This is a genomic window from Enterococcus sp. RTP21361st1_A6_RTP21361_211029 (assembly GCF_040910045.1).
Taxonomy (GTDB): Bacteria; Bacillota; Bacilli; order Lactobacillales; family Enterococcaceae; genus Enterococcus_D; species Enterococcus_D gallinarum.
Map to the genome: position 1 here is coordinate 16,656 of NZ_JBDGBK010000028.1, position 21,603 is coordinate 38,258.

Sequence of the window (21,603 nt, forward strand, 5' to 3'; positions counted from 1 at the left end):
TTTTAAGTATTTCTATTTTTTATTTGGTACGTTATTTAATTTCTTTTATCAAAGTGAAATATTTCGTCATCGAACTGTTACCAAGGACTTAACGTATCTTGCTATTATTTATCAAGTCGTTACGACGAAAACTTACATAGAGCGAGGGAAATAAAATTTATGAAATCAATTAAAACATTCGTATTAACTACAGCCACAATTGCTGGTTTTGCTGCACTAAGTACAACTGCTAACGCAGACGAAATCAAACATGTGGTGAAATCTGATGACACATTATCTGGTCTTTCTTTAAAATACTTTGGTAATTTAGATCATATTGATCAAATTGCAAAAGACAACAAACTGAAAGATCCTAACATCATCTACGATGGTACAACTCTGATTATTGACACCGACAAAAAAGTATCATCAGATAACCAAGCAAGTGAACAACCTGCAAAAGAAACAACACAAGCAGAAGACCAATCTGCCAACGAAAACCAATCTGAATCTGCAGCAAGCAGCTATTCTGGAACAACGATGACGATGGAAGCAACAGCATATAGTTCTGATCCAGCAGATGTTTTAGGCGGCGGAACTGTGACAGCTACCGGCCAAAACTTGTTGGAAAATCCGATGGCAGTTGCGGTGGACCCATCTGTGATCCCTCTAGGCACAAGACTTTATGTTGAAGGTTATGGAGAAGCCATCGCCAGCGATACCGGTGGTGCGATCAAGGGAAATATCATCGACGTGCATTTCCCAACAAATGCACAATGCGAACAATGGGGCCGTCGGACCGTTCAAGTAACGATTCTTGATTAATTTCTCCAAATTTTAAGAACAGACCCATGCACGTATGAGGCTAGGGCATAAGTAAAAACAGTCAGAAAGATTTTCGAGAGGACAGTTGTTCCTTAAAGATCGGGTCTGGCTCAACTTATGCCTAGCCTTTTTGTATACTCAGATAAAAAAGGATGCCTCTATGAACTTTGCCCAAGACATTTTGCTTTTTTCTTGAGATAATGAATCAAAGAGGAGGCGTTCAAGTGAAGGTAGTATTGATACGGCATGGCGAAAGCGAAGCAAATTTTGAAAACTATTGGACGGGCTGGCTGGATGTGGCCTTGACAGCAAAGGGTCGGGAACAAGCTTGGCAAGCGGGAGAAAAAATCAAAGAATTGGGTATTTCTTTTGATGTAGCATTTGCTTCTTATCTTCAGCGAACCATCATCACCTGCAACACTGTTTTGGAAGCAAGCGCTCAATTGTGGGTACCTACCTATAAGACATGGCGGTTGAATGAAAGACACTACGGACAGTTAGTCGGTGTCAATAAAGATGAAATGGTTGCTCGTTATGGAAAAGGTCAAGTCCAAAAGTGGCGACGAGGGTATAATGAACCGCCGCTGTATGTTTCAGAAAATCATTTTGATCGTCGTTATGACGACTTAGATCCACGCTTGATTCCTAAAGGAGAAAACCTAGGAATGGTCGTTGAAAGGATCACCCCTTTTTGGTCGGATGATGTTGTTCCCTTCATTCGATCAGGAAAAAATGTCTTGATCACAGGCCATGGCAATAGTTTGCGGGCTTTAGTGAAGTATTTGGAGAATGTACCTGAAGAAGAAGTCGACAAAATCGATGTCCCCAATGCAGAGCCAATCATTTATACCTTTGATTCACAAGCTGTTTTACAAGAACGGCTGGGATAAAGACGAACATTATTACTAAAAACCGCGCTTTCGTATGAAGTTTCATCGAAAGTGCGGTTTTCTTATGCTATAATAAGAAAAATTTTATGAAAGGCGGGCTCTTATGAAAGCAGTATTGACCGTTATTGGAAAAGACAAGGTAGGGATCATCGCAGGCGTCAGCCAACTATTGGCAGAGTTAGACATCAATATCCTCGATGTTTCACAAACCATCATGGAAGAATACTTTACGATGATGATGTTATTATCGATGGAGGCAAATGCAGATTTTGAAACGATTCGTGAGCAATTGCATACCAAAGGCGAAACACTAGGTGTTAAAATCAGTATTCAAAACCAAGAAATTTTTGATACCATGCATAAATTATAGGAGGGCTTCTATGGAAATCAATCAAATACTAGAAACCATTCGCATGGTTGAAGAAGAAAATCTTGATATTCGTACCATTACAATGGGAATCTCTCTTTTAGACTGTATCGATGCCGATATCGATCAGATGTGCGAAAAAATCTATCAAAAAATTACGACAAAAGCCAAGAACTTGGTGCGAGTTGGCGAACAAATCGAAACAGAATATGGTATTCCAATCATCAACAAACGAATCTCTGTTACCCCGATTGCCATTGTTGTGGCAGCCAGTCAACCGACGCCACAAGACTGTGTGAAGGTAGCTAAAACATTGGATCGGGCAGCTGAGACAGTAGGGGTCAATTTCATCGGTGGCTACAGTGCTCTGGTTGAAAAAGGGTATCAAGGCGGTGATTTAGCATTGATCCAATCGATTCCAGAAGCGCTGGCAGCAACGAACTTTGTCTGTTCTTCGGTCAATATTGGATCAACCAAAGCTGGAATCAATATGGATGCTGTTCGGTTAATGGGGGAAACAGTCAAACAAACGGCTGAAGCTTCAGATATGGGATGTGCGAAATTAGTTGTTTTTGCAAACGCAGTGGAAGACAACCCGTTTATGGCCGGTGCTTTTCACGGTGTCGGAGAAGCAGATGTCGAGATTAATGTAGGCGTCAGCGGTCCTGGAGTGGTCAAGCGTGCGCTTGAAAAAGTCAAAGGAGAATCTTTTGACGTCGTTGCAGAAACAGTCAAAAAAACGGCTTTCAAAATAACCCGTATGGGGCAACTCGTCGGACGGGTAGCTTCAGAGCGTTTAGGGGTTCCTTTTGGGATCGTCGATCTTTCTTTAGCACCTACTCCGGCTGTAGGGGATAGTGTGGCGCTCATCTTGGAAGAAATGGGTCTGGAATCCGTTGGAACTCACGGGACAACGGCTGCATTGGCGTTGTTGAACGACGCCGTCAAAAAAGGCGGCGTCATGGCCTGCAATCATGTTGGTGGTTTATCGGGTGCTTTCATCCCGGTTTCAGAAGATGCAGGCATGATCAAAGCAGTTGAAAGTGGTTTGTTGAATCTAGAAAAGTTAGAAGCGATGACAGCAATTTGCTCGGTGGGCTTAGACATGATCGCAATTCCTGGAGATACTACTGCAGAAACGATTGCTGCGATGATTGCTGATGAAGCAGCAATCGGCGTCATCAACCATAAAACAACGGCGGTACGTATCATTCCGGCTAAAGAAAAACAAGTAGGAGACCGAATCGAATTTGGTGGTTTACTAGGCACAGCACCTGTTATGAAAGTTAATCCAGCTAAATCTGCTGACTTTATTCAGCGAGGCGGCCGAATTCCTGCGCCGATTCATTCTTTCAAAAACTGATCATCTTCTGAAACTGCGATATAAGGAACACACAAAATCAAATGCTCTCGATTGGACGAAAAGGTGATTACTTTTCGAACATTCGCTCATAAAGACCTAATGGTATTTTGGAGGGGATGCTAGTAAAAAAATCGGACATTTTGTTTAGTGTAGCACTTAGTTCGCAGTTTCTTCTTTGTGATCTAAGGCTTTAGCCCTATGCTGATCATCTGGAAATAATATACAATTAACGTAATTTTATACAGATAGGGGTGTCAAGAATGAAAAAGAGGGTAGTGGGCAGCTCCATACTGGTAGTGATCGTCATGTTCGTGCTACTTGTTCCCCAAAAAGTATTTGGTCAAAGTTTTGTGAAGGATAATGCAGGGGTCCTCTCAGCAGAGACAATCGCAAAAATCAATCAATTAAACCAAGAGAGGTTCCAAACGTTGCCAGGAAGTCCAGAATACGCTGTTGTCACGCTTAAAAACTTAGACGGCCAAACGATCGAGACAGTAACCAATCAGTTATTTGATGAATACAGTTTTGGTCAATCCGCGTATAACAATGGCTTAGTCTTTGTGTTTGCCATCGAGGACCGGGAATTTCGTTTAGGCTATGGGGATGGCTTAACGTATATTTTTTCTGATTTGTCAGATGATGACCTGATCGATGAAGATACAAAAGTTCTTTTGCGTGATGAAGACTATGATCAAGCTGTTTTAAATGCTTCTGATCGCGTCTATGAGGAAATGGAAACAGCGGACGAAACGGTTGGTCTGAACAAAATTTATGCGGATGGGCAACAGCTACTGGCAGAAAAAAAGGCCCGAGAAGCCGCAGAGTCAAAGAAATTCTGGTTGCTGTTTTGGCAACTTGTTAGTTCAGTTAGTGCATTGATTATTGCAGCTATTAGCGGAGTGATAGGCTGGCGCAAGCGCCAAACGAAGAAAAGTTTTCAAGCAGCCAATGTGATTCCTCCTCATATTCATTCGGATCCAGCGTTTGATGAAAAGGCTTTTTACAGATGGGCAAGTAAAAGAAGGAATTATCAGACCTTCAATCACTATATTGTTGCTGGAGAGTGTTTGAAGGCGTTAAAAATGTACCTGCTTAGTGAAGTTATTCCGAGGCAATTAGCTGAGTTTGAAAGAATCAGTCCGCAACCAGCTAGAAACCAAATGATTCAACAAGCATTGAAAAATCCGCAGTTGGCCGATCAATTCGTGCAAGAATATATGAAAGATCATAAAAATTTGAAGATCTTTGGGCAAAAGTTAGCCCAAGGCCATGACACATTGAGAACCTATGAAACACAATTGCAGCGGCAACTCAAGGAACAATTACGAGATTATGATTTAACTGGAGATATTCTTGCAGAAAATGCTTATTTGATTCCACAGTATAAAAAAGAGATTCAGCAGTTGGCGGAAGAAGAAATTCAGCGGCGTAGTCTCAACAACGATTATTTGGCTATGCTGCTTACGAAGGAAAAGACGTATCCTGAAATGGTGCAGACGAGTTCTCAGGAAATAGCTAGCTTGATTGATTCTGTTAAAACGGATGCTTTGTTTACTATCGATCTCCATGAAGTATATAAAAATCATCCAGATCTACAAAAACAAGTAGGTGATTTTTCGGGGGAAGATCGTTCAGAACTATTGAATAATGCTCGTCGTGAATACAATCCAACCACTATGGATCAATCTTTAGTTTATTTGTTACTCATCAATCATGTCACGCGACAAGAACAGGTCATCGCAGAGAGTAAAAGCTCGGATAGTGATTTCGGTGGCTTTGGCGGTGGGTCCAGTAGTGGGGGCGGAATTTCCGGAAGCTGGTAATTTTTAAGGGCTGTGACAAAAGGTTGTCATAGCTCTTTTTTCGAACGCACGGTAAGCGGTCGCTTTTGCAGTAATAAGCCGTAATTTCTTGCAACTAATCACTTCTGTCTCAACCACTTTGCCTTTTGATCTAAAGACAAAGGCGGACTTTTGTGATAAACTTTGTAAAGTTGCTGAAAAAACATTTTTTTCACGGAAACATTTCAGCTTATTTTTAGAAAATGAGGGTTGTACATGTATCATTCGTATATTTGGGACTTTGACGGCACATTGTTTGACAGTTACCCAATCATGTTAGAGGCGTTTCTTAAAACATTGAAAGACGCTGGATTTGATCCCAATTCGAGAGAAATTTATCGCATCTTGAAAGCATCGTCATCAAAACAAGTAGCTGAGAAATATCAATTGGATTTCATTGATTTTAGCGCTCGTTTTAAAGCATATGAAGCACTAGATGAGCGGCTACCCGTTTCATTTCCGGGAACGAAAGAAGCTTTACAAGCAGTAGTAGACCATGGCGGAAAGAATTATATTTTGACCCATCGTGACGTTGTTTCAACGAAAGAACTTTTAATGAAAGAAAATCTTGACCATTTGATCGTAGAGATCGTGGGACCGGAGAATAATTTTCCCCGCAAGCCGGACCCAACGTCTTTGAATTATTTAGTGGAAAAATATCAATTGGACAAAACAACGACTGTAATGATCGGTGATCGTGCGATGGATGTGCTGGCTGGACGAGGGGCAGGGGTGCAAACGATGTTCTATGATATTGAAGGATTGCTAACTGATTTGGATGCAGACCATGTCGTTCATTCCATGAAAGAAATCGAAGAAATTATCAAGTCTTGAGCAATCAAGACTTTTTTTGCGTACTTCTTTTTGAGGTGATTCATTATGGACAAGTGGTTGGATTTTGGGAAAAAATATTGGCATTTATCCTTGAGCGCGCTGTTGGTCATTCTTTTTCTATTTGGTTTGTTTTTTACCCCGAATGAGCCAGAATGGCCCGAAGCAGAAGAATCTTCACCAATTTTCGAATCAGAGAGTAGGAAAGAGTCATTGGACCAGATCGTTGTAGATATCAAAGGAGAAATCCGAAATCCGGGTATTTACACCTTACCTAGTGGAGCTCGACTGTATGAGCTGATCCAATTAGCGGGCGGGGTCACTGATGAAGGAAATGAAGAAGTCATGAATTTTGCCCAAGAATTGTCAGATCAACAATTAGTAATCGTTCCTCATTTAGATGATCCGGTAGTTTACGCTGACAACGGAGCAGAAGGAACACTTGCTCAGAACCAGATCGATTTAAATACAGCAGATAGCAGCCAGTTACAAGAGCTTCCAGGCATTGGCGCGAAAAAGGCAGAGGCAATCATCGCTTACCGTGAAGAAAAGGGTTTTTTTAAAACCGTGGAAGAAGTGAAAGAAGTTTCTGGTATTGGCCCTAAAACTTATGAGGCTTTGGAGGGGTTGATCAAGGTGCGATGAAAAATAAGAGAAAGAATAAGAGAATAAGCTCGCGATTCAGTGGCTTTTCTGTTTCGTTGTTGTAGGGGGTATAGGGAGTATAGGGGTATAAGGGGTATAAGGTAAGTAGAGAAGTCATTTTTATTTAGTAGAGCGATCGGGTGAAACAAGTCAGTATCGCGACGTATTATGCTAACAAAAACACACTCTGTCGCAGGCGGCCGGTGGTTGTAAAAATTAATCTTTTGCTCAAAAAGAGTCAATCGATACAACTATATGTTGTATCGAATGCTAGGGGATCTAAGGAATTTATCGTGTGAATACAAAGTAGACCTTTTCTCACTGTGTAATCCATTTGTTTATTTCAGCAGGAAAAGATTTGCTAAAGGTAAGCTATACCGATTACATGAAAAATTCTTCATTTTTCCCAAGATAAAATTAAAAATAATTTTGAAAACAATTTTTTTGCCTAAACTTTTCCTCAGAATGCTATCAATTTCATTTCTTCCTATTTCCTGATAGTTTATAATAACGGACGTAATAAATTCGGGAAAGGAGCGAGCCTATGCTGGAAAGGTATATAGAAAAATGCGTGATTCGTCAAGTCTATCTTTGCGAGCAGTTGTATGAGAAGGAAAGCGTGCTTATTGACCGTTTAGCCGAACAGCTGGATGTCTGTCCTGCGACCATTATCAATGACATTGATAAAATTCTGCTTTTACTAAAAGAACGCATTGCTACCGCCACTCACGAGAAGCATACATATCAAGTGGTTTTTACTGCCGGATCTTCCTTATCAGAGCTTACTCAAACCATTTATCAAGGATCCTATTTTTTACAAGTTCTCTATCAATTTTTGATTGGAGAGAGAAGTTGGCAAAAAATATCGGAAGAGGTGTTTATTTCATTAAGCAAGGTTTATACCATTCGGACAGACTTATGGAGATTTTTTGAGGAAATGGGCTATTTAAATGAAGAGCAAGAGGAGGTCGAGATCCCCGAGAAAGACTTCCGCTATCTTCTATTGGCTGTAATGAACTATTTAGGAAAACGTCCTGAAAAAAATCAGTCTTTTATTGAGCAGGCTTGTGAAGAACTGATCCAATTCGTGGAACAACGTTTTTTTCTGCGTTCTTATCCTGAAGACGAACGTCAAATCATTCATTTAGGGATCCACATCGGATTAGCAAGAAGCCGAATAGCTCCTATTTGTTTTGCATCAAGGGACAAGGAGATGGCACGACAGACACCGCTATTTCAATTATTACAGCAAGGTCTTAAAGAACTTGTAGTTTCTTTGTGTAGCAATGAGGACGAAGAATTTTACATCTATTCACTTTTTAATTCACGCAAGTATCAGTGCAATAATCTGGAGCTGTTGCAAAGAGATTTTGAAGTCGTTTATCGTAATCACATTCATCGCTGTCCGGAGATGTTGGAACTCACGCATTTATTACAAAACCGATTAGGAATCTCCGAGAAAAATCATTTGTTGTTCGAAAAAGCGTTACTACCGTTTCTTCGTTCCGCTTGGGGGGACATGCAGATCTTTCAAACGGATCGTCTATTCTTTCTCTACCCAAGTGAGAGGGAAATGTTTGATCAAATAATGGAGAGCCTTGGGTTATGGGCAAACCAAAACCAGCAGATGATTCGATGGAATGACAATCTGGTTCGTAAATTGACGATTTTACTAAGTTTGCTTCCTGATGCTGAAAAAACTGAACATTTGGAAGTGTATATTGTTGCACCTTCTGATTTTAAATACTTGTATTATCGCCAACAGTTAGAAGAAATGTTAGATGAGCACTTTACCATAAGCAATATGATCTATCACCAATTAACTGATGTGGTGGATGATGTCTTTTTTTGTACCAAACGAATGATTTTATGTGATGCTTCTCTTTATCAAGAAACACTTCAAACGAAAAATACTAAAATTTATCCGGTGACTTTCAACACTGTTTCCTCTGTTATCTTAGCTATCAATCAGACACTATATCAACGAGTCGAGGAAATCTTTGCAACAAAGAGTAATTGAAAAGACTGAAAAAGATAATTATTGATACAAAGAGAGGGATTGCGCACAGCCGTGCGCAATCCCTCTCTTTGAACTAAAGTAGTGCAAGCGAATGGCACTACTTGGGACAGTTCCGCAATAGAAGTAACGTTGAGAGCTCTAATGATTTTGGGGAAGTTTCTTGCTAGAACGTGTTGGCCTTTTTAATGAGTAAAGCCGTAGGTTTTGATTTCTTGTTTTTTATGATAGACCAGATGAGCCTGATCAAGTGCCAGCAGAGCTTCTTTCATGTCTTGAATATAATCGTGGGCCATATTCATACCAAAGTCTGCACGAATGACCAATCGTTGGATAATTTGGTCGTCTAAATTGGCTGGTAATGGATAAGCTGGAACTTGCCAACCTTTCATGAGTAAACGGTCTGCTAAGTCATACAACGTCCATTCCCGTTTTGAATCGTCTTTCAATTTGTAGCAGACGATCGGAAGTTGAGCGCCATCATTGATCATTTCGAATAGATCGGTTTTTTCGATTTCTTTTGCCAAATAAAGAGCAACTTTATGGGTCTTGTCATGAATCGCTTTGTAACCATCAAAACCATAGCGCACAAAATTATAGTATTGTCCGATCAACTGAGCAGCACTATGGGAGAAGTTGATGGCCATGGTTGGTAACTCACCGCCTAAATAGCTGACTTTAAATACAAGTTCTTGAGGCAAGTAAGATTGATCGCGCCAAAGTACCCAACCCACACCCGGATAAACGAGACCGTATTTATGACCCGATGTGTTGATTGATATGACATTTGGTAATTGAAAGTCCCAGACGAGATCCGGTTCAGTAAAAGGGGTATAGAGACCACCAGAAGCAGCATCCACATGAATGTAGACTTTATAGTCCGTTGTTTGGTTGTATTGTTCAACAAGTTCATTCAATCCTTTAATGTCGTCATAGCGTCCTGTATAGGTGATTCCTAGAATGCCAACGATGCCGATCGTATATTCATCAACATAGTCCATCACTTTATCAAGATTGATCGACAAATGGTTTTCATCCATAGGGACTTCTCTCATCTCGATATCCCAGTAGACACAAAATTTTTCCCAACAAACTTGATAACCGCTTGAAATCACTAAATTAGGTTTATGAGCATTTAGATCGAGACCGAGTTTTTCCGCCCGATTACGCCAAGCAAATTTCATTGCCATCCCACCTAACATACAGGCTTCTGAAGAACCAATGGTAGAAGTGCCCATGAATTTTTCTTCTTTGCTTGCATGCCACAAATCTGCAATGATATTCACACAGCGATTTTCAATTTCTGCTGTTCGTGGATACTCGGATTTGTCGATGGCATTTTTTTCTAGAGTTTGTGTCATCAGCTTAACTGCTTCCGGTTCCATGTAGGTTTGACAGAATGTAGCTAAATTCAAACGGGCATTTCCTTCATCAAGTAGCTGATCTTGTACGAGCTGATAGGCCATTCTAGGTTCAACAGATTGTGGATTTAGTTTGTATTTCGGTAAATCTTCTCCTTCACAAACAGCTCCAAAAATTGGTTCCAAATAGTCTGCTTCTTCGCGGTTTTCTTTTCCATATAACATGATAATTCCTCCTAATAGATAAAAAATACGGTTAATGTTTGATTGTATACTTCTCGTTTTGAACGATGTGGTGTTCTCCTCGAGCGCTTGGATAAGTGGCAGGGTTCACATCTCCTGTTTTCATATGAACCGGTTCGTCGATTTGAGCTTCTTTGCCACGTTTGTCATGAAGTTCATAGAGAATGAATGGTAACAATAAAGTAACGATGAAACTAATCAACAAGATGACTTGGTAAGTTCTGTCTTCACTGGCAGGAATCGAAGAAGGTGGGAAGAACGAAACGAATAATGCGAGCAGCGACATGATGAGCCCTAATCCTGCGATTATTGTTTTTCCGATTGTTTTTCCTGGAACATTATAGGTACGAGGAAGATCTTTTTTCTTAAAAAGCAGAACAAAATAGCCCAAGAAAAACAGCAAATAACCAATCAAATAAATCACTACTGTCAGCGAAATAGCTACCAAGAAAGATAAGTTGTTTCCACCGCCGCCAAACGTTAGAACAGCACCCCATATTGAAACGATGATTCCTTGAATCATGATTAGCGGAACAGGGACGCCATGTTTATTGTGCTTTCGCAAAAAAGTCGGCAGTAATCCTCGTTGTGCCGCTGCAAACATACCTCTTGATGGGCCAACGACCCATGAGCTGACCTCACCCATGACACCAAAGGCAATCATTAGTGCGATTAACTTCACTAGCCAACCAAGATGCGGATTGAAGTGAAGCAACAACGATTCAAAGGTTTGAATCACTCCGGCACTGAGAGATAATTCTTTTTGCGGAATGACCGCAGCAACAGAGAAGCCGCCAATAGCGTCTAATGCAATGGCAAGAATGACTAGCAAAATCATTGCTAGTGGATAATTTTTTTGCGGATTTTTTAGTTCATTAATGTGGGAAGCAGAGGCCTCCACACCCATATAAGCCAAAATAAAAGAAACAAATACCACGAGAGTAGAAACTTTTGAAAAGTCAGGGATAAATGCTTTTTCACTCAGGGGTATTTGAATAGGATTTCCACCGATGAAATAAGCTGCTGCTAGCACAAATAAGAGGATAGAGGGAATGACGATCCCGATAACAAATCCTGCTTTTGCAATTTTTGCTGTTCTTTTGGTTCCACCTAACTGAGAAAACGTTAAGAGCCAAAAAATAATCAGCAAACCGATGTACTTCATCAATGGATCATTGTTGAGGGCGGGAAAATTCAGCACATAAGAAAGTGCTCCTAAGATGAAGTAAATCATCGTAACAAACCCGACAGTAATCTGAAACCACTGAAAGAAGATCGCTGCAAAGCCAAACCGTTCGCCTAATGTTTCACTAACCCAACTAAATATCCCACCGTTCTGCCAGCCTTTTACCGTCGACATTTCTGCCGCGCAGAGTGCAACAGGCAAAAACCAGAGGATACCTCCTAATAATAAGAAGAAAACCAAATGAAGTTGTGACGTGGCAAAAGTTGGGTACTCGTACACAGTCAGGACCATCGAGGCTGTTAGTGCGAAAAAACCAAATAAAGATAATTTTTTCTCGTTCATCAAATCGCTTCTTTCTAAGTCTAATATCTTTTTGGCGCTGTTATCTCGGAGGAGAAAGCTGATGTATGCTTCTGTTCATTGTGTGTCCACCTCTTTTCTTACAAAACGAAGTATAAAACTTTTTGGGTAAGAAAATTTCCAAGTTTTTTCTGAAAACAAAAGTGAAAAAGAAAAAAAGCTGGAAATAAAAAAGAAGCGTGTATTTTGCTGTTAAAAAAAAGCAAGAGCACTCGAAAGGCGTATTATTTTATGTACCCCTGAAAAACTAGAAATAGGCAGATGGTGTTGCTACAAAGGTTTTATGAAAAATTTGCGTTAGGCAAGTGTTTCAATGAAAGGGAGGAATCGGAAGAAGAAAGAGAGAAAAGGCGAAAAAACTATTATACCTGGGAAGAGTAAAGTGAGGATCTTTCGTTCCATCCGTTAATAGCATCAAATATTAGTAGCATCAAAGAAAATAACAAGCAGTTTTATTCCCAGTCCCTTAATCAAAAACAATACCCAGCAGGTAGTGGAGTCATTTTGAGAACTGTTTGACTGACGGTAGCAGTAGGAAAAACAAGCAGAAGTGAATGGAGAAAAAGACACTAAAATTCATTAGCCCCTAGATTAATCAGTGGGGGTATAGTATATTATAAAAAATTGTGTACTATTATTTCGCAATCGGAAAAATAGAAAAAGGAGGTACGCAGATGACAAGCGATCTGAATAAAAAGAATCAATGGGTTAATTCTCAAAACCGATCGATAGAAGGAAATAAACGAATCCCTTGGGACCAGTATTTTATGGCTCAAGCTGTTTTACTTTCTCTTAGAAGTACATGCTCTCGGTTAGAGGTGGGGGCGACACTAGTCAAGGACCGACGGATTATTGCCGGCGGCTACAATGGCTCAGTTAGTGGAGACGTTCATTGTATTGATGAAGGCTGCTATGTGGTTGACGGACATTGTATCCGCACGATCCATGCAGAAATGAACGCATTACTGCAATGCGCCAAGCTAGGTGTTTCAACCGACAATGCCGAGATTTATGTGACACACTTTCCATGTTTGCCTTGTACGAAGGCGATTTTGCAGGCAGGCGTCAAGAAAATTCATTATCTGAATGACTACCGCAATAATCAATATGCTCTAGATTTGATTCAACAAGTTGGTGCTACCGTCCACCAAGTTGAACTTGATCCAGCATATTTTGAAAAATTATCTTTTGGTGCCTTGAATGGGGCTACACATACAAACATGCCGTGACCATTTCCTTTTTGTTGGAGTGATCATTGGTTGCTGGGTAACAGGTTTCTATTTGAAATCTGTTCTTTTATTTATTATCGCAAGTTATCTTCTTCTGGGACTACTGATAAAAAAACAAGTTGCTTTATTGGCACTTTGTTGTCTTGGCAGTGTATTGATAGGGGGACGTATGGTCAGTTTTCAAAATCGTCAGTTGGAAGAAGGATCGTTAACTGCTGAGGTTCTTATCTATTCTGATACGATCAAAGTTAATGGTGATTTAGTGACATTTGAAGGGAAACTGCCTGAAGGTAAAGTGATGGGGCGTTACCAAGTTTCTTCTCTTTCCGAAAAAGACCAATGGCTCAGCCGACAAAATTGGCAGAAATCACTAAGAGTACATGGAAATTTCAAGATAGCAGAGCCAATCCGAAACAAACATGCCTTTGATTACTCATTTTATTTGGCTAGCAGGAACTTCTTAGGCACATTGACGATTACTGAGATTCTCGCAAGCAAACAAACTGCCGGGATTTCTTCGATCTACAGGTGGCGAGCAGCTGCAGTGACTCACGTGAAGCAGTTTTTCCCTGAGAAGCTGGCATCTTATATAAACGCATTGTTATTTGGGTATAAAGATCATGAGTTTCAAGAGATCCGTCAATTATTCAGTAGCAGTGGCTTGCTGCACTTTTTTACTGTGTCCGGACTGCATGTGTCTTTCTTTTTCTACTGGTTAGAACGAGGTCTGAGACGAGGAAAGCTCACCAGAGAGGAGATGCTGCTTCCTCTTTTGCCAATTATCCTGATAGCCGCCATTTTATTTGGTGGTTCTATCAGCGTGATTCGAGCTGTTCTCGCTTATGGGATGACCGTTCTTTTGCGACTGTTTTCCTGTCACCTTTCAGCCTGTGATCGTTACGGTATCGTGCTTTTTCTAACACTTATGATCGACCCAAAAGTTTTTCTGCAAACGTCCGGGCAGCTATGTTTTTTGATGACTTTTTTATTGCTCATGCAAAGAAACGTACAGGTTTCCTCAGTGATCCGTTCTCAGTTTTTGCCGTTATTGGCAGCGCCGCTGCTGATGCACTTATTCTATGAATTTCCTTTGTTGGTTGGGATTTTTACTCTTCTTTTGCTTCCGTTGTTTCAACGTTTTATCTTACCTAGCTGTTTTGCTCTTTTTGCCGTAAGTCTTTTGATACCAAAAATACCCTATCTGGATAGTTGGAGTGAAACACTTTTGCATGGAATAGAGGAAATCGTCTTTTTTCTTGGAAGATTTGCCCTCACGACTGGAAGGATTCCCATAGAACTTGCTATTTTCTGTAGTCTTCTTGGTTTATTTTTGTATCAGCGACATCAGTTCTTTTTTTGTTTCTTAGTCAGTTTGTTTTTACCGCTACTTTTACAGCGTCTTTTTGTCCCTGCTGCCGTTACATTTGTCGATGTTGGGCAAGGTGATAGTATTGTCCTACAAACAGCCTTTAACCGGGAAGTGTATGTGATTGATACCGGCGGCAGTTTATCTTTTCCTAAAGAGGCGTGGCAGCAACGCGCGTATCAAGAAAATGCACACGCCTCATTGATTCCATTTTTAAAAGGCGAGGGAGTCAGGCAAATCGATGGGCTTTTTTTGACTCATGGAGACACGGACCATCTAGGTGATGCACTGGCATTAATGACAGCAATCCCTGTCAAAAAAATATACCTAGTTCCTGGAAGTGAACACCATCCTCAGATTGCCGCGTTAATCAAGCAGCTTCCGCAAGGAACTGTTCACTGGACAAAAGTGGGTGAAACCATTGGTCGCGACCTTGCTATCACTGTTTTAGCTCCTGAGTCTGGGCAAGGTGAAAATGAAGATTCTTTAGTTTTGAAGGCTGAAATTGAGAAATGGCGCTTTTTATTTACCGGTGATTTAGATCAAAAAGGGGAAGAAAAGTTGATTCAACTGTACCCTCATCTCCAGGCAGAAGTGGTAAAGCTAGGGCATCATGGCAGTCGTACCTCCACTTCTGCTCGTTTTATCGAGAGCCTTTCACCCAAAATCGGCATCATCTCTTGTGGCAAAGACAATCGCTATGGACATCCACATTCTGAAGTTTTGGAAGTGATGGAAGGAAGAAGCATCTTGAGAACAGATCAGCAGGGGATGATCCGCTTCAGCTGGTCAAATTGGCATCGTGTCCAACAGCTAGAAACATGGCTAGACTATCGATTAGAATGATGATAGGATGGAAAAGAAAGCGGGGGAATCTATGGAACTGCAAAAAGCGTTGCAAGAGATTCGGACGAAATCTCTGCAACCTATCTATTTAGTGACAGGCACAGAAAAATTTTTACAAGAACAAGTACGTCAAGCATTTTTGACGCGTTTTGAAGTTTCAAAAGATGACTTGAATTTTGCTTCTTTTGATATGGAAAGAGAGCCTTTGGATTTGGTGATTCAAGAAGCGCAATCGTTGCCGTTTTTCGGTGATCAGCGATTGATCTTTGTGGAGCGGCCTTTTTTTCTAACAGCAGAAAAAAAAGCCAATGTTCCAGAACATGACCTTGATGATTTTTTGCTGTATTTAAAAAATCCAATGGACACGGCTGTCTTGGTGATTTTTGCCGAATATGATAAGCTGGATGAACGAAAGAAAATCACGAAGCAGTTGAAAAAAGCAGGGATCATCATCGATGTGGCACCAATGAAAGAAGCGGATGTTCGTCGGTACTTGCAACAGACATTGACAAACGATGGTATTGAAATGAGTAGAGAAGCTTTTGAACTGTTCCTGCGGTTGACTGATCTCCATTTATCAAAAGCGATGCAGGAGTTGCAAAAATTACGCTTGTATGCAGGAAAAGATGCGAAGATCACAAAAGAAATCGTTCAGCAATTGATTCCTAAAACCTTAGAACACAATATTTTTGAATTGACTAATGATGTGTTACAAGGAAAAGTAGCGGATGCCTGGCGGTTGTATGATGACTTGTTGTTACAAGGGGAAGAGACCATTAAAATCAATGCAATTTTGATTGGACAAGTACGCTTGCTTTTACAAGCGTCGATTCTGATGAAGGTCGGCTATCAACAGGCAAATATTGCTGAGACACTAAAAATCCATCCCTATCGGGTCAAGTTAGCGATGCAGCAGGCAAGAAAGTTCAATGAAAAGCAATTAGCAGCCCTTTATCATGAATTGATTGAGAATGATTATTTGGTGAAAAGTGGTCAAATCGATAAAGAATTTCTGTTTCAATTGTTCGTTTTAAAGCATGGTAAAAGACAAGGGTAAAAGAAAGCCGAAGCAATCATTTGATTGCTTCGGCTTTAATTTGCTTATTTCGCAATTTTTTTACTTAAACGAGATTTGTCACGACTAGCTTTGTTCTTGTGGATCAATCCTTTAGTCTCAGCCATATCGATTGCTTTAACAGCATCTTTATATAACGCATCTACGTTATCAGCACCAGCTTCAACAGCTAGATCAAATTTTTTGATTGCTGTGCGCATTGTGCTTACTTGAGATGAATTCTTAGCATTAGCCGCTTCGCTTGTGCGAACACGTTTGATTGCAGATTCAATGTTTGGCATGTATTTCACCTCCAAAAATAAGTTCTTATACGTTTGAAACGTATAAATCAACACTAGTCATTATACCTAATGCAAGTTTCATTTGCAATAAAAGTTGTAAAGAAATTTTACTTAACACAAAAAAAGGTGCTTTTGCCAGCTATTTTTTCTTGTTCTATATTATTATTTTAATCCTTTACATATTTTTTAATGAATACTTACAAAAAGTTTACACTTTGTTCACTTTCTATGCTATGATTACTTCGGAATTTTTAAATGAGGTGTATAAATGTGAATATGGCTTTAGTTATAACCATCGTGCTCTCGTTAGGCGTTATTTTCGTCAATGGGTGGACGGATGCTCCAAATGCAATTGCCACCGCAGTCTCTACGAGGGTCCTACGTCCAAATGTCGCTATTGGAATGGCGGTAGTGATGAATTTCCTTGGGGTCTTAGTGATGACGTATTTCAATGCGCAAGTTGCTGAAACCATCAGTAACATTGTCAGCTTTGATACTGCTGGCGGCTTTCATGTTGCACAAATTGCTTTAGCTGCTGCACTTTTTTCAATCGTCGTCTGGACGGTTGCGGCTTGGTACTTCGGGATTCCAACTAGTGAATCCCATGCATTGATTGCTGGACTTACAGGAGCAGCAATGGCACTGGGCGGATTACATGCAGTAAACGGACAAGAATGGGTCAAAGTACTGATAGGGCTGGTGGTCTCAACATTGATGGGGTTCATTGGTGGGTTTATCATCACCAAATTGATCGTTTGGCTCTTCCGGGGAACTTCTCGTCGTAAAGCAAATAAAGTTTTTACGATCGGGCAAGCGGTCGCAGCTGGAGCAAACGCTTTTTTGCATGGCGCACAAGACGGTCAAAAGTTTATGGGGGTCTTTATGCTAGGTCTTTACTACAATAACCTTGTAGAAAAAAGCGGCAACGGCTTTACGATCCCTTTGTGGGTAATGGCGTTATGTTCTCTTACTATGGGAATCGGAACCTCTGTCGGTGGGATGAAAATCATTAAATCTGTCGGCATGGACATGGTCAAACTGGATAAATATCAAGGTTTTTCGGCTGACTTAACAGCGGCAATCTGCTTGTTCTTATCTTCCGTGTTTGGGATTCCCGTTTCGACGACACATACAAAAACAACTGCCATCATGGGTGTTGGCGCATCACGTCGCTTTTCCAGCGTTGACTGGCGCATCGTGAAAGAAATGATTTATGCTTGGATCTTGACTTTCCCAGGCTGTGGCTTGATTGCCTATGTAATGGTAAAAGTATTACTTGTGATTTTGTAAGGAGAGAGAAGAATGGCACGAAAAAAAAGTTTTGATTATTTTGCAGCGATGGAGCAGCTAGCAACCAATGGTCATTTAGCGGCAAAACGTTTCTCAGTTCTGATAAATGATTATTCAGAAGCAGCGTTAACTGAAGCAGCAGCAGAAATTCACGCATTAGAAAAAGAAGGCGATCAAGTGATCGCAGAATTGACCAATGAATTATATGATTCTTTTATCACACCGATCGATCGTGAAGATATTTTGATTATTTCTGAACGCTTGGACGATATTTTAGATGGCATCATGGGATTGACTTATTTATTTGAAAATCTTGTGATCAAGTCATTACGTCCGGAAACAGCTGATTTCGCTGTCATGATCGAACAGGCCACACAAGGTGTGCAGACGGCGTTAAAAGAGTTTCCTAAGTTCAAAAATTCAAAGACGCTACGACAAATGATCAATGATGTCAATCGTATCGAGTCTGAAGCGGACCTTTTGTACTCTAAATTGAAAAAGGCCCTTTTCACTGATGAAAAAGATGTCTTAGAAATCATTAAATGGAAAGACATTTATGACCGCTTTGAAACAATCATCAACGACACAGAAGGTGCTGTCGATATTATTGACGGCATGGTCATCAAAAATACGTAATTTAGCTAAAAACACTGCGATGTCCAAAAGGACATCGCAGTGTTTTTATTATAAAGATACTAACCAGTAAACGATCAAAACCGCACCAAGTACGATACGATACCAACCAAAGAAAGTGAAATCGTTTCGTTTGATATAATTCATCAAGAAGCGGATGGCTAACACGGAAACGATAAAGGAAACGATCGTTCCAGTTAATAAGATAACTGTTCCTTGCAAGTCAAAAGCATTTCCAACTTTAAGAAATTTGTATATTTTCCATATACTTGCACCGAACATGGTAGGGATACCTAAGAAGAATGAAAATTCTGTTGCGACAAAGCGGGAGGCACCAATCATGATTCCTCCAAGAATCGTAGCGCCAGAGCGTGATGTTCCGGGAATCAATGCTAATACTTGAAACATCCCGACAATTAGTGCTGCTTTATAAGTGAACTTGTTCAAATCGGTACATTTTGGTTCTTTGTTTTTGTTTCTTTTCTCAACGACGATGAAGCCGATCCCGTAGATGATCAGAACGATCGAAACAGAGAGGAAATTATAGAAGTGAGCGTCTAACCAATCGTCCAGTGGCAAACCAATGATGACTGATGGTAAGACAGCAATGATCACTTTCGACCAGAGTGTCCAAGTGTCTCTCTTTTCCAATGCATTTTTGGTGGGTGAAAAAGGGTTTAATTTATGGAAATAGAGGTAAACAACCGCCAGAATCGCTCCTAACTGGATCACGACGTTGAACATCGCCATAAATTCCGGGCTTACTTTCAACCCAATAAATTCATCAGCAAGGATCAAGTGACCGGTACTACTGATGGGAAGCCATTCGGTAATGCCTTCAATGATCCCGAAAAGGATGGCTTTAATAAAATTCGCAAAAAACATTTGTTCAGTCCTTTCTTGTATGGTGAAATACATTACATAGTATACCTGTTCTAGGAAAAAATACCAAACACTTCCTAAAAAAAGAGCAGTTTTTCTTGCTGAAAAAATCGTCAAGCCGAGGATCTTTTCAGCAAAAAACTACTCTTACTTTTGTTGATTCATTATTGCAAGAAAATCAAGCGAGGAGATCTTGTGAAAGGGCAAGTCCTTTCTTGATATATTCAGTGTTGCCCACTTCCGCAATTGTGAATTCACCATTTTCATAAATCAGTCGGGTAACCGAACCATTATCGATGTCCACACGCACGTTGTTTTCGTTATTGATCAAATGCAGCAAGAAGGCGATCGTTAGACCATGGGACACAACTAACGCATTGCCGCCGCCTTTTTTCTCAACCCGATACGCGATGTCTTCAAAGCCGGTTTTGACCCGTTCAGTCAATTCATCGAAGGATTCGGCCCAATTCGCTGTGTCCGCACGATGAATCGCATTGGCAACAGCCTCAAAGCTGACATGGCTAGCAATCATATTGTCATAATCAGGGAAATCCAACACACGAGGAATGACGCCCCACATTTCTGCATCATAAGCCCCTTCTAAAGACCCAAAACACCATTCTCTGATTCGTTTATCAATATGATAAGGAATCTGAGGCCCACGTAAATGCTCGCCCAAGATCAAGCGCATGGTTTCGATAGCACGACCACTATCACTGGATACTGCTTCCACAAAATCGATCTCCCGGAGACCAAGCCCAAGATAATGGATTCCTTGTTCACCTGTGCGGGTCAATGGAGTATCACACCATCCCTGAACGCGCTGTAATGTATTGAACATTGTCTTACCGTGTCGCACGACATATAATTCTGTTCTTGCCATATCGTTTCCTCCTTTTACATTTATCTAAAAAATGGATTTGTCCGTTTTTCGTTTTCAATCGTCGTTGGCTCACCATGCCCTGGATAAACAGTTAATTGGTTGGGCAGAATAAACAACTCAGATTGGATACTCGTTAATAATTGTTCCAAATTACCAGTTGGTAGATCCGTACGTCCAATACTGCCTTTAAAAAGGGCATCTCCTGAAACGACAAAATCATCAAAAATAAAGCTGACACTCCCAATGGAATGTCCCGGAGTTGCCACAACGCGAAAAGAGATGCCGTCAATTTGATAATCTTTTAACGCCAATTCATGCTCTGCAGGACGTGCAGTAATACCGCCTAAGTCAGGATGGCGACCAGAAAGATTTTTTAGAGGATCTCCTAACCAATCTTGTTCTAATGGACTGACATAAACGGGGATACTGTAATAGTCTCTTAAGTGATCCACTGCACCGATATGGTCATAATGAGTATGGGTCAATAAGATTGCACTAGGCTTTGCTTCTGTTTTTTCGATTTCAGCAATGATTCGTTCAGCCTCTGCTCCCGGATCAATGATTAATAAATGCCCATCTTGCCAAACCAAGTAACAATTCTCTTGAACAGGGCCGGTGACTAAGCCAATGATTTTCATATTTTAACCTCCTCTGTTTCTTCTTTTAGTATAGCCTAAAGTATTCAAGGAAACAAAAAAAGCTTTTTAAAGATTCACAGTTTTGCTCTTTATTTAGGAAAAAGCAAGAGAGCGTAAAATGGCTCTTCTTGCGCTGGTGGAAGAAACCAAAGAGAAAATGAGATTAAAAAAATCTGCAAAAAACGGCAGTTTGATTAAAAATAGGGTCGTTTTTAAAAAACTATCCCGAAAAATTTTCTAAGAAACCTCCGTAAAAAAATACACTGTTATACTATAATTAATTCAAAAAACCTTAATTATGGAAATAGTGGAGGCAGTAACATGAATAAGAAAGTATGTCTAGTTTTATGCTCATTCTTTTGCAGCTTGTTACTCGCAAGCTGTGGGCAAGAAAATAAAGCAATCAAAACGAGCGAACCTACGACAGCTACTGCGACCAAGCTCAGATCCACAAATGCCGAGAATGTCGACTTGATGCTGATTCAAGAAGAAAGCAGTCAATTTCCGCAAAGCCAAGGTGTCTATGATCTGCAAGGAGAAGAATTGACCATCGTCAAACAATACTTGCCTAT

General features: G+C 40.4%; 19 protein-coding genes and 1 pseudogene. 14 read left to right on the plus strand and 6 right to left on the minus strand.

Going from position 1 to position 21,603, the window contains the following annotated elements; all coding sequences use genetic code 11:
* Positions 1-159: 159 nt before the first annotated feature.
* The 8 genes from AB5Z52_RS07105 (at position 160) to AB5Z52_RS07140 (ending at position 8,761) form a co-directional block, all read left to right on the plus strand.
* A complete protein-coding gene (locus AB5Z52_RS07105) occupies positions 160-804 on the plus strand; it encodes a 3D domain-containing protein (RefSeq protein WP_021150913.1) in 645 nt (214 codons plus the stop codon).
* 224 nt (positions 805-1,028) lie between these two features.
* Entirely contained in the window at positions 1,029-1,694 is a 666-nt protein-coding gene (locus AB5Z52_RS07110; protein ID WP_021150912.1) for a 2,3-diphosphoglycerate-dependent phosphoglycerate mutase, read from the plus strand.
* 103 nt (positions 1,695-1,797) lie between these two features.
* On the plus strand, positions 1,798-2,064 hold the full coding sequence (locus AB5Z52_RS07115) for an ACT domain-containing protein (protein ID WP_003127269.1): 267 nt from the start codon (positions 1,798-1,800) through the stop codon (positions 2,062-2,064).
* Between the two features lie 10 nt (positions 2,065-2,074).
* Positions 2,075-3,424 carry a PFL family protein gene (locus AB5Z52_RS07120; RefSeq protein ID WP_003127270.1) on the plus strand — a complete coding sequence of 450 codons (1,350 nt, stop codon included), beginning with the start codon at positions 2,075-2,077 and terminating at the stop codon, positions 3,422-3,424.
* Positions 3,425-3,684: 260 nt separating this feature from the next.
* Positions 3,685-5,247, plus strand: coding sequence for a YgcG family protein (locus AB5Z52_RS07125; protein WP_086269212.1), 1,563 nt, complete (start codon positions 3,685-3,687; stop codon positions 5,245-5,247).
* A gap of 234 nt (positions 5,248-5,481) precedes the next feature.
* On the plus strand, positions 5,482-6,099 hold the full coding sequence (locus tag AB5Z52_RS07130; RefSeq protein ID WP_086269211.1) for an HAD-IA family hydrolase: 618 nt from the start codon (positions 5,482-5,484) through the stop codon (positions 6,097-6,099).
* Positions 6,100-6,144: 45 nt separating this feature from the next.
* Positions 6,145-6,741: a helix-hairpin-helix domain-containing protein gene (locus AB5Z52_RS07135; protein ID WP_003127275.1), complete on the plus strand. Its 597-nt coding sequence runs from the start codon at positions 6,145-6,147 to the stop codon at positions 6,739-6,741.
* Positions 6,742-7,285: 544 nt separating this feature from the next.
* Positions 7,286-8,761 (plus strand): hypothetical protein, encoded by a 1,476-nt coding sequence (locus AB5Z52_RS07140; protein WP_003127277.1) that lies wholly within the window; start codon positions 7,286-7,288, stop codon positions 8,759-8,761.
* A gap of 182 nt (positions 8,762-8,943) precedes the next feature.
* Here AB5Z52_RS07140 and AB5Z52_RS07145 read toward each other — a convergent pair whose 3' ends face one another.
* Complete coding sequence (locus AB5Z52_RS07145; protein ID WP_003127278.1) at positions 8,944-10,344, minus strand: glutamate decarboxylase; 1,401 nt, start codon at positions 10,342-10,344, stop codon at positions 8,944-8,946.
* 31 nt (positions 10,345-10,375) lie between these two features.
* On the minus strand, positions 10,376-11,890 hold the full coding sequence (gadC, locus tag AB5Z52_RS07150) for a glutamate:gamma-aminobutyrate antiporter (protein WP_005472579.1): 1,515 nt from the start codon (positions 11,888-11,890) through the stop codon (positions 10,376-10,378).
* Between the two features lie 692 nt (positions 11,891-12,582).
* Here gadC and AB5Z52_RS07155 point away from each other — a divergent pair.
* The 3 genes from AB5Z52_RS07155 (at position 12,583) to holA (ending at position 16,406) form a co-directional block, all read left to right on the plus strand.
* Positions 12,583-13,137: a ComE operon protein 2 gene (locus AB5Z52_RS07155; protein ID WP_005472581.1), complete on the plus strand. Its 555-nt coding sequence runs from the start codon at positions 12,583-12,585 to the stop codon at positions 13,135-13,137.
* A gap of 169 nt (positions 13,138-13,306) precedes the next feature.
* Entirely contained in the window at positions 13,307-15,349 is a 2,043-nt protein-coding gene (locus AB5Z52_RS07160; protein ID WP_256926302.1) for a DNA internalization-related competence protein ComEC/Rec2, read from the plus strand.
* A 31-nt stretch (positions 15,350-15,380) separates the two neighbouring features.
* A complete protein-coding gene (holA, locus tag AB5Z52_RS07165; RefSeq protein ID WP_086269308.1) occupies positions 15,381-16,406 on the plus strand; it encodes a DNA polymerase III subunit delta in 1,026 nt (341 codons plus the stop codon).
* 44 nt (positions 16,407-16,450) lie between these two features.
* Here holA and rpsT read toward each other — a convergent pair whose 3' ends face one another.
* On the minus strand, positions 16,451-16,705 hold the full coding sequence (rpsT, locus tag AB5Z52_RS07170) for a 30S ribosomal protein S20 (protein ID WP_003127283.1): 255 nt from the start codon (positions 16,703-16,705) through the stop codon (positions 16,451-16,453).
* A gap of 276 nt (positions 16,706-16,981) precedes the next feature.
* On the opposite strand from rpsT, the gene AB5Z52_RS07175 reads away from it, so the two are divergent.
* Together AB5Z52_RS07175 and AB5Z52_RS07180 are read left to right on the plus strand one after the other, a co-directional pair.
* Positions 16,982-17,995, plus strand: a complete 1,014-nt coding sequence (locus tag AB5Z52_RS07175) for an inorganic phosphate transporter (protein WP_086269307.1) — start codon at positions 16,982-16,984, stop codon at positions 17,993-17,995.
* A 12-nt stretch (positions 17,996-18,007) separates the two neighbouring features.
* The gene (locus AB5Z52_RS07180) at positions 18,008-18,631 is read left to right on the plus strand and encodes a DUF47 domain-containing protein (RefSeq protein WP_003127286.1); all 624 of its coding nucleotides are present in this window, start codon (positions 18,008-18,010) and stop codon (positions 18,629-18,631) included.
* 48 nt (positions 18,632-18,679) lie between these two features.
* Here the strand turns inward: AB5Z52_RS07180 and AB5Z52_RS07185 are convergent, their stop codons facing one another.
* The 3 genes from AB5Z52_RS07185 to AB5Z52_RS07195 form a co-directional block, all read right to left on the minus strand.
* On the minus strand, positions 18,680-19,513 hold the full coding sequence (locus AB5Z52_RS07185) for an undecaprenyl-diphosphate phosphatase (RefSeq protein ID WP_003127287.1): 834 nt from the start codon (positions 19,511-19,513) through the stop codon (positions 18,680-18,682).
* 175 nt (positions 19,514-19,688) lie between these two features.
* Positions 19,689-20,393: a histidine phosphatase family protein gene (locus AB5Z52_RS07190; protein ID WP_003127288.1), complete on the minus strand. Its 705-nt coding sequence runs from the start codon at positions 20,391-20,393 to the stop codon at positions 19,689-19,691.
* 20 nt (positions 20,394-20,413) lie between these two features.
* A complete protein-coding gene (locus AB5Z52_RS07195; protein ID WP_003127289.1) occupies positions 20,414-21,031 on the minus strand; it encodes an MBL fold metallo-hydrolase in 618 nt (205 codons plus the stop codon).
* 321 nt (positions 21,032-21,352) lie between these two features.
* Here AB5Z52_RS07195 and AB5Z52_RS07200 point away from each other — a divergent pair.
* A pseudogene (locus AB5Z52_RS07200) lies at positions 21,353-21,603 on the plus strand (hypothetical protein); the annotation flags it as partial.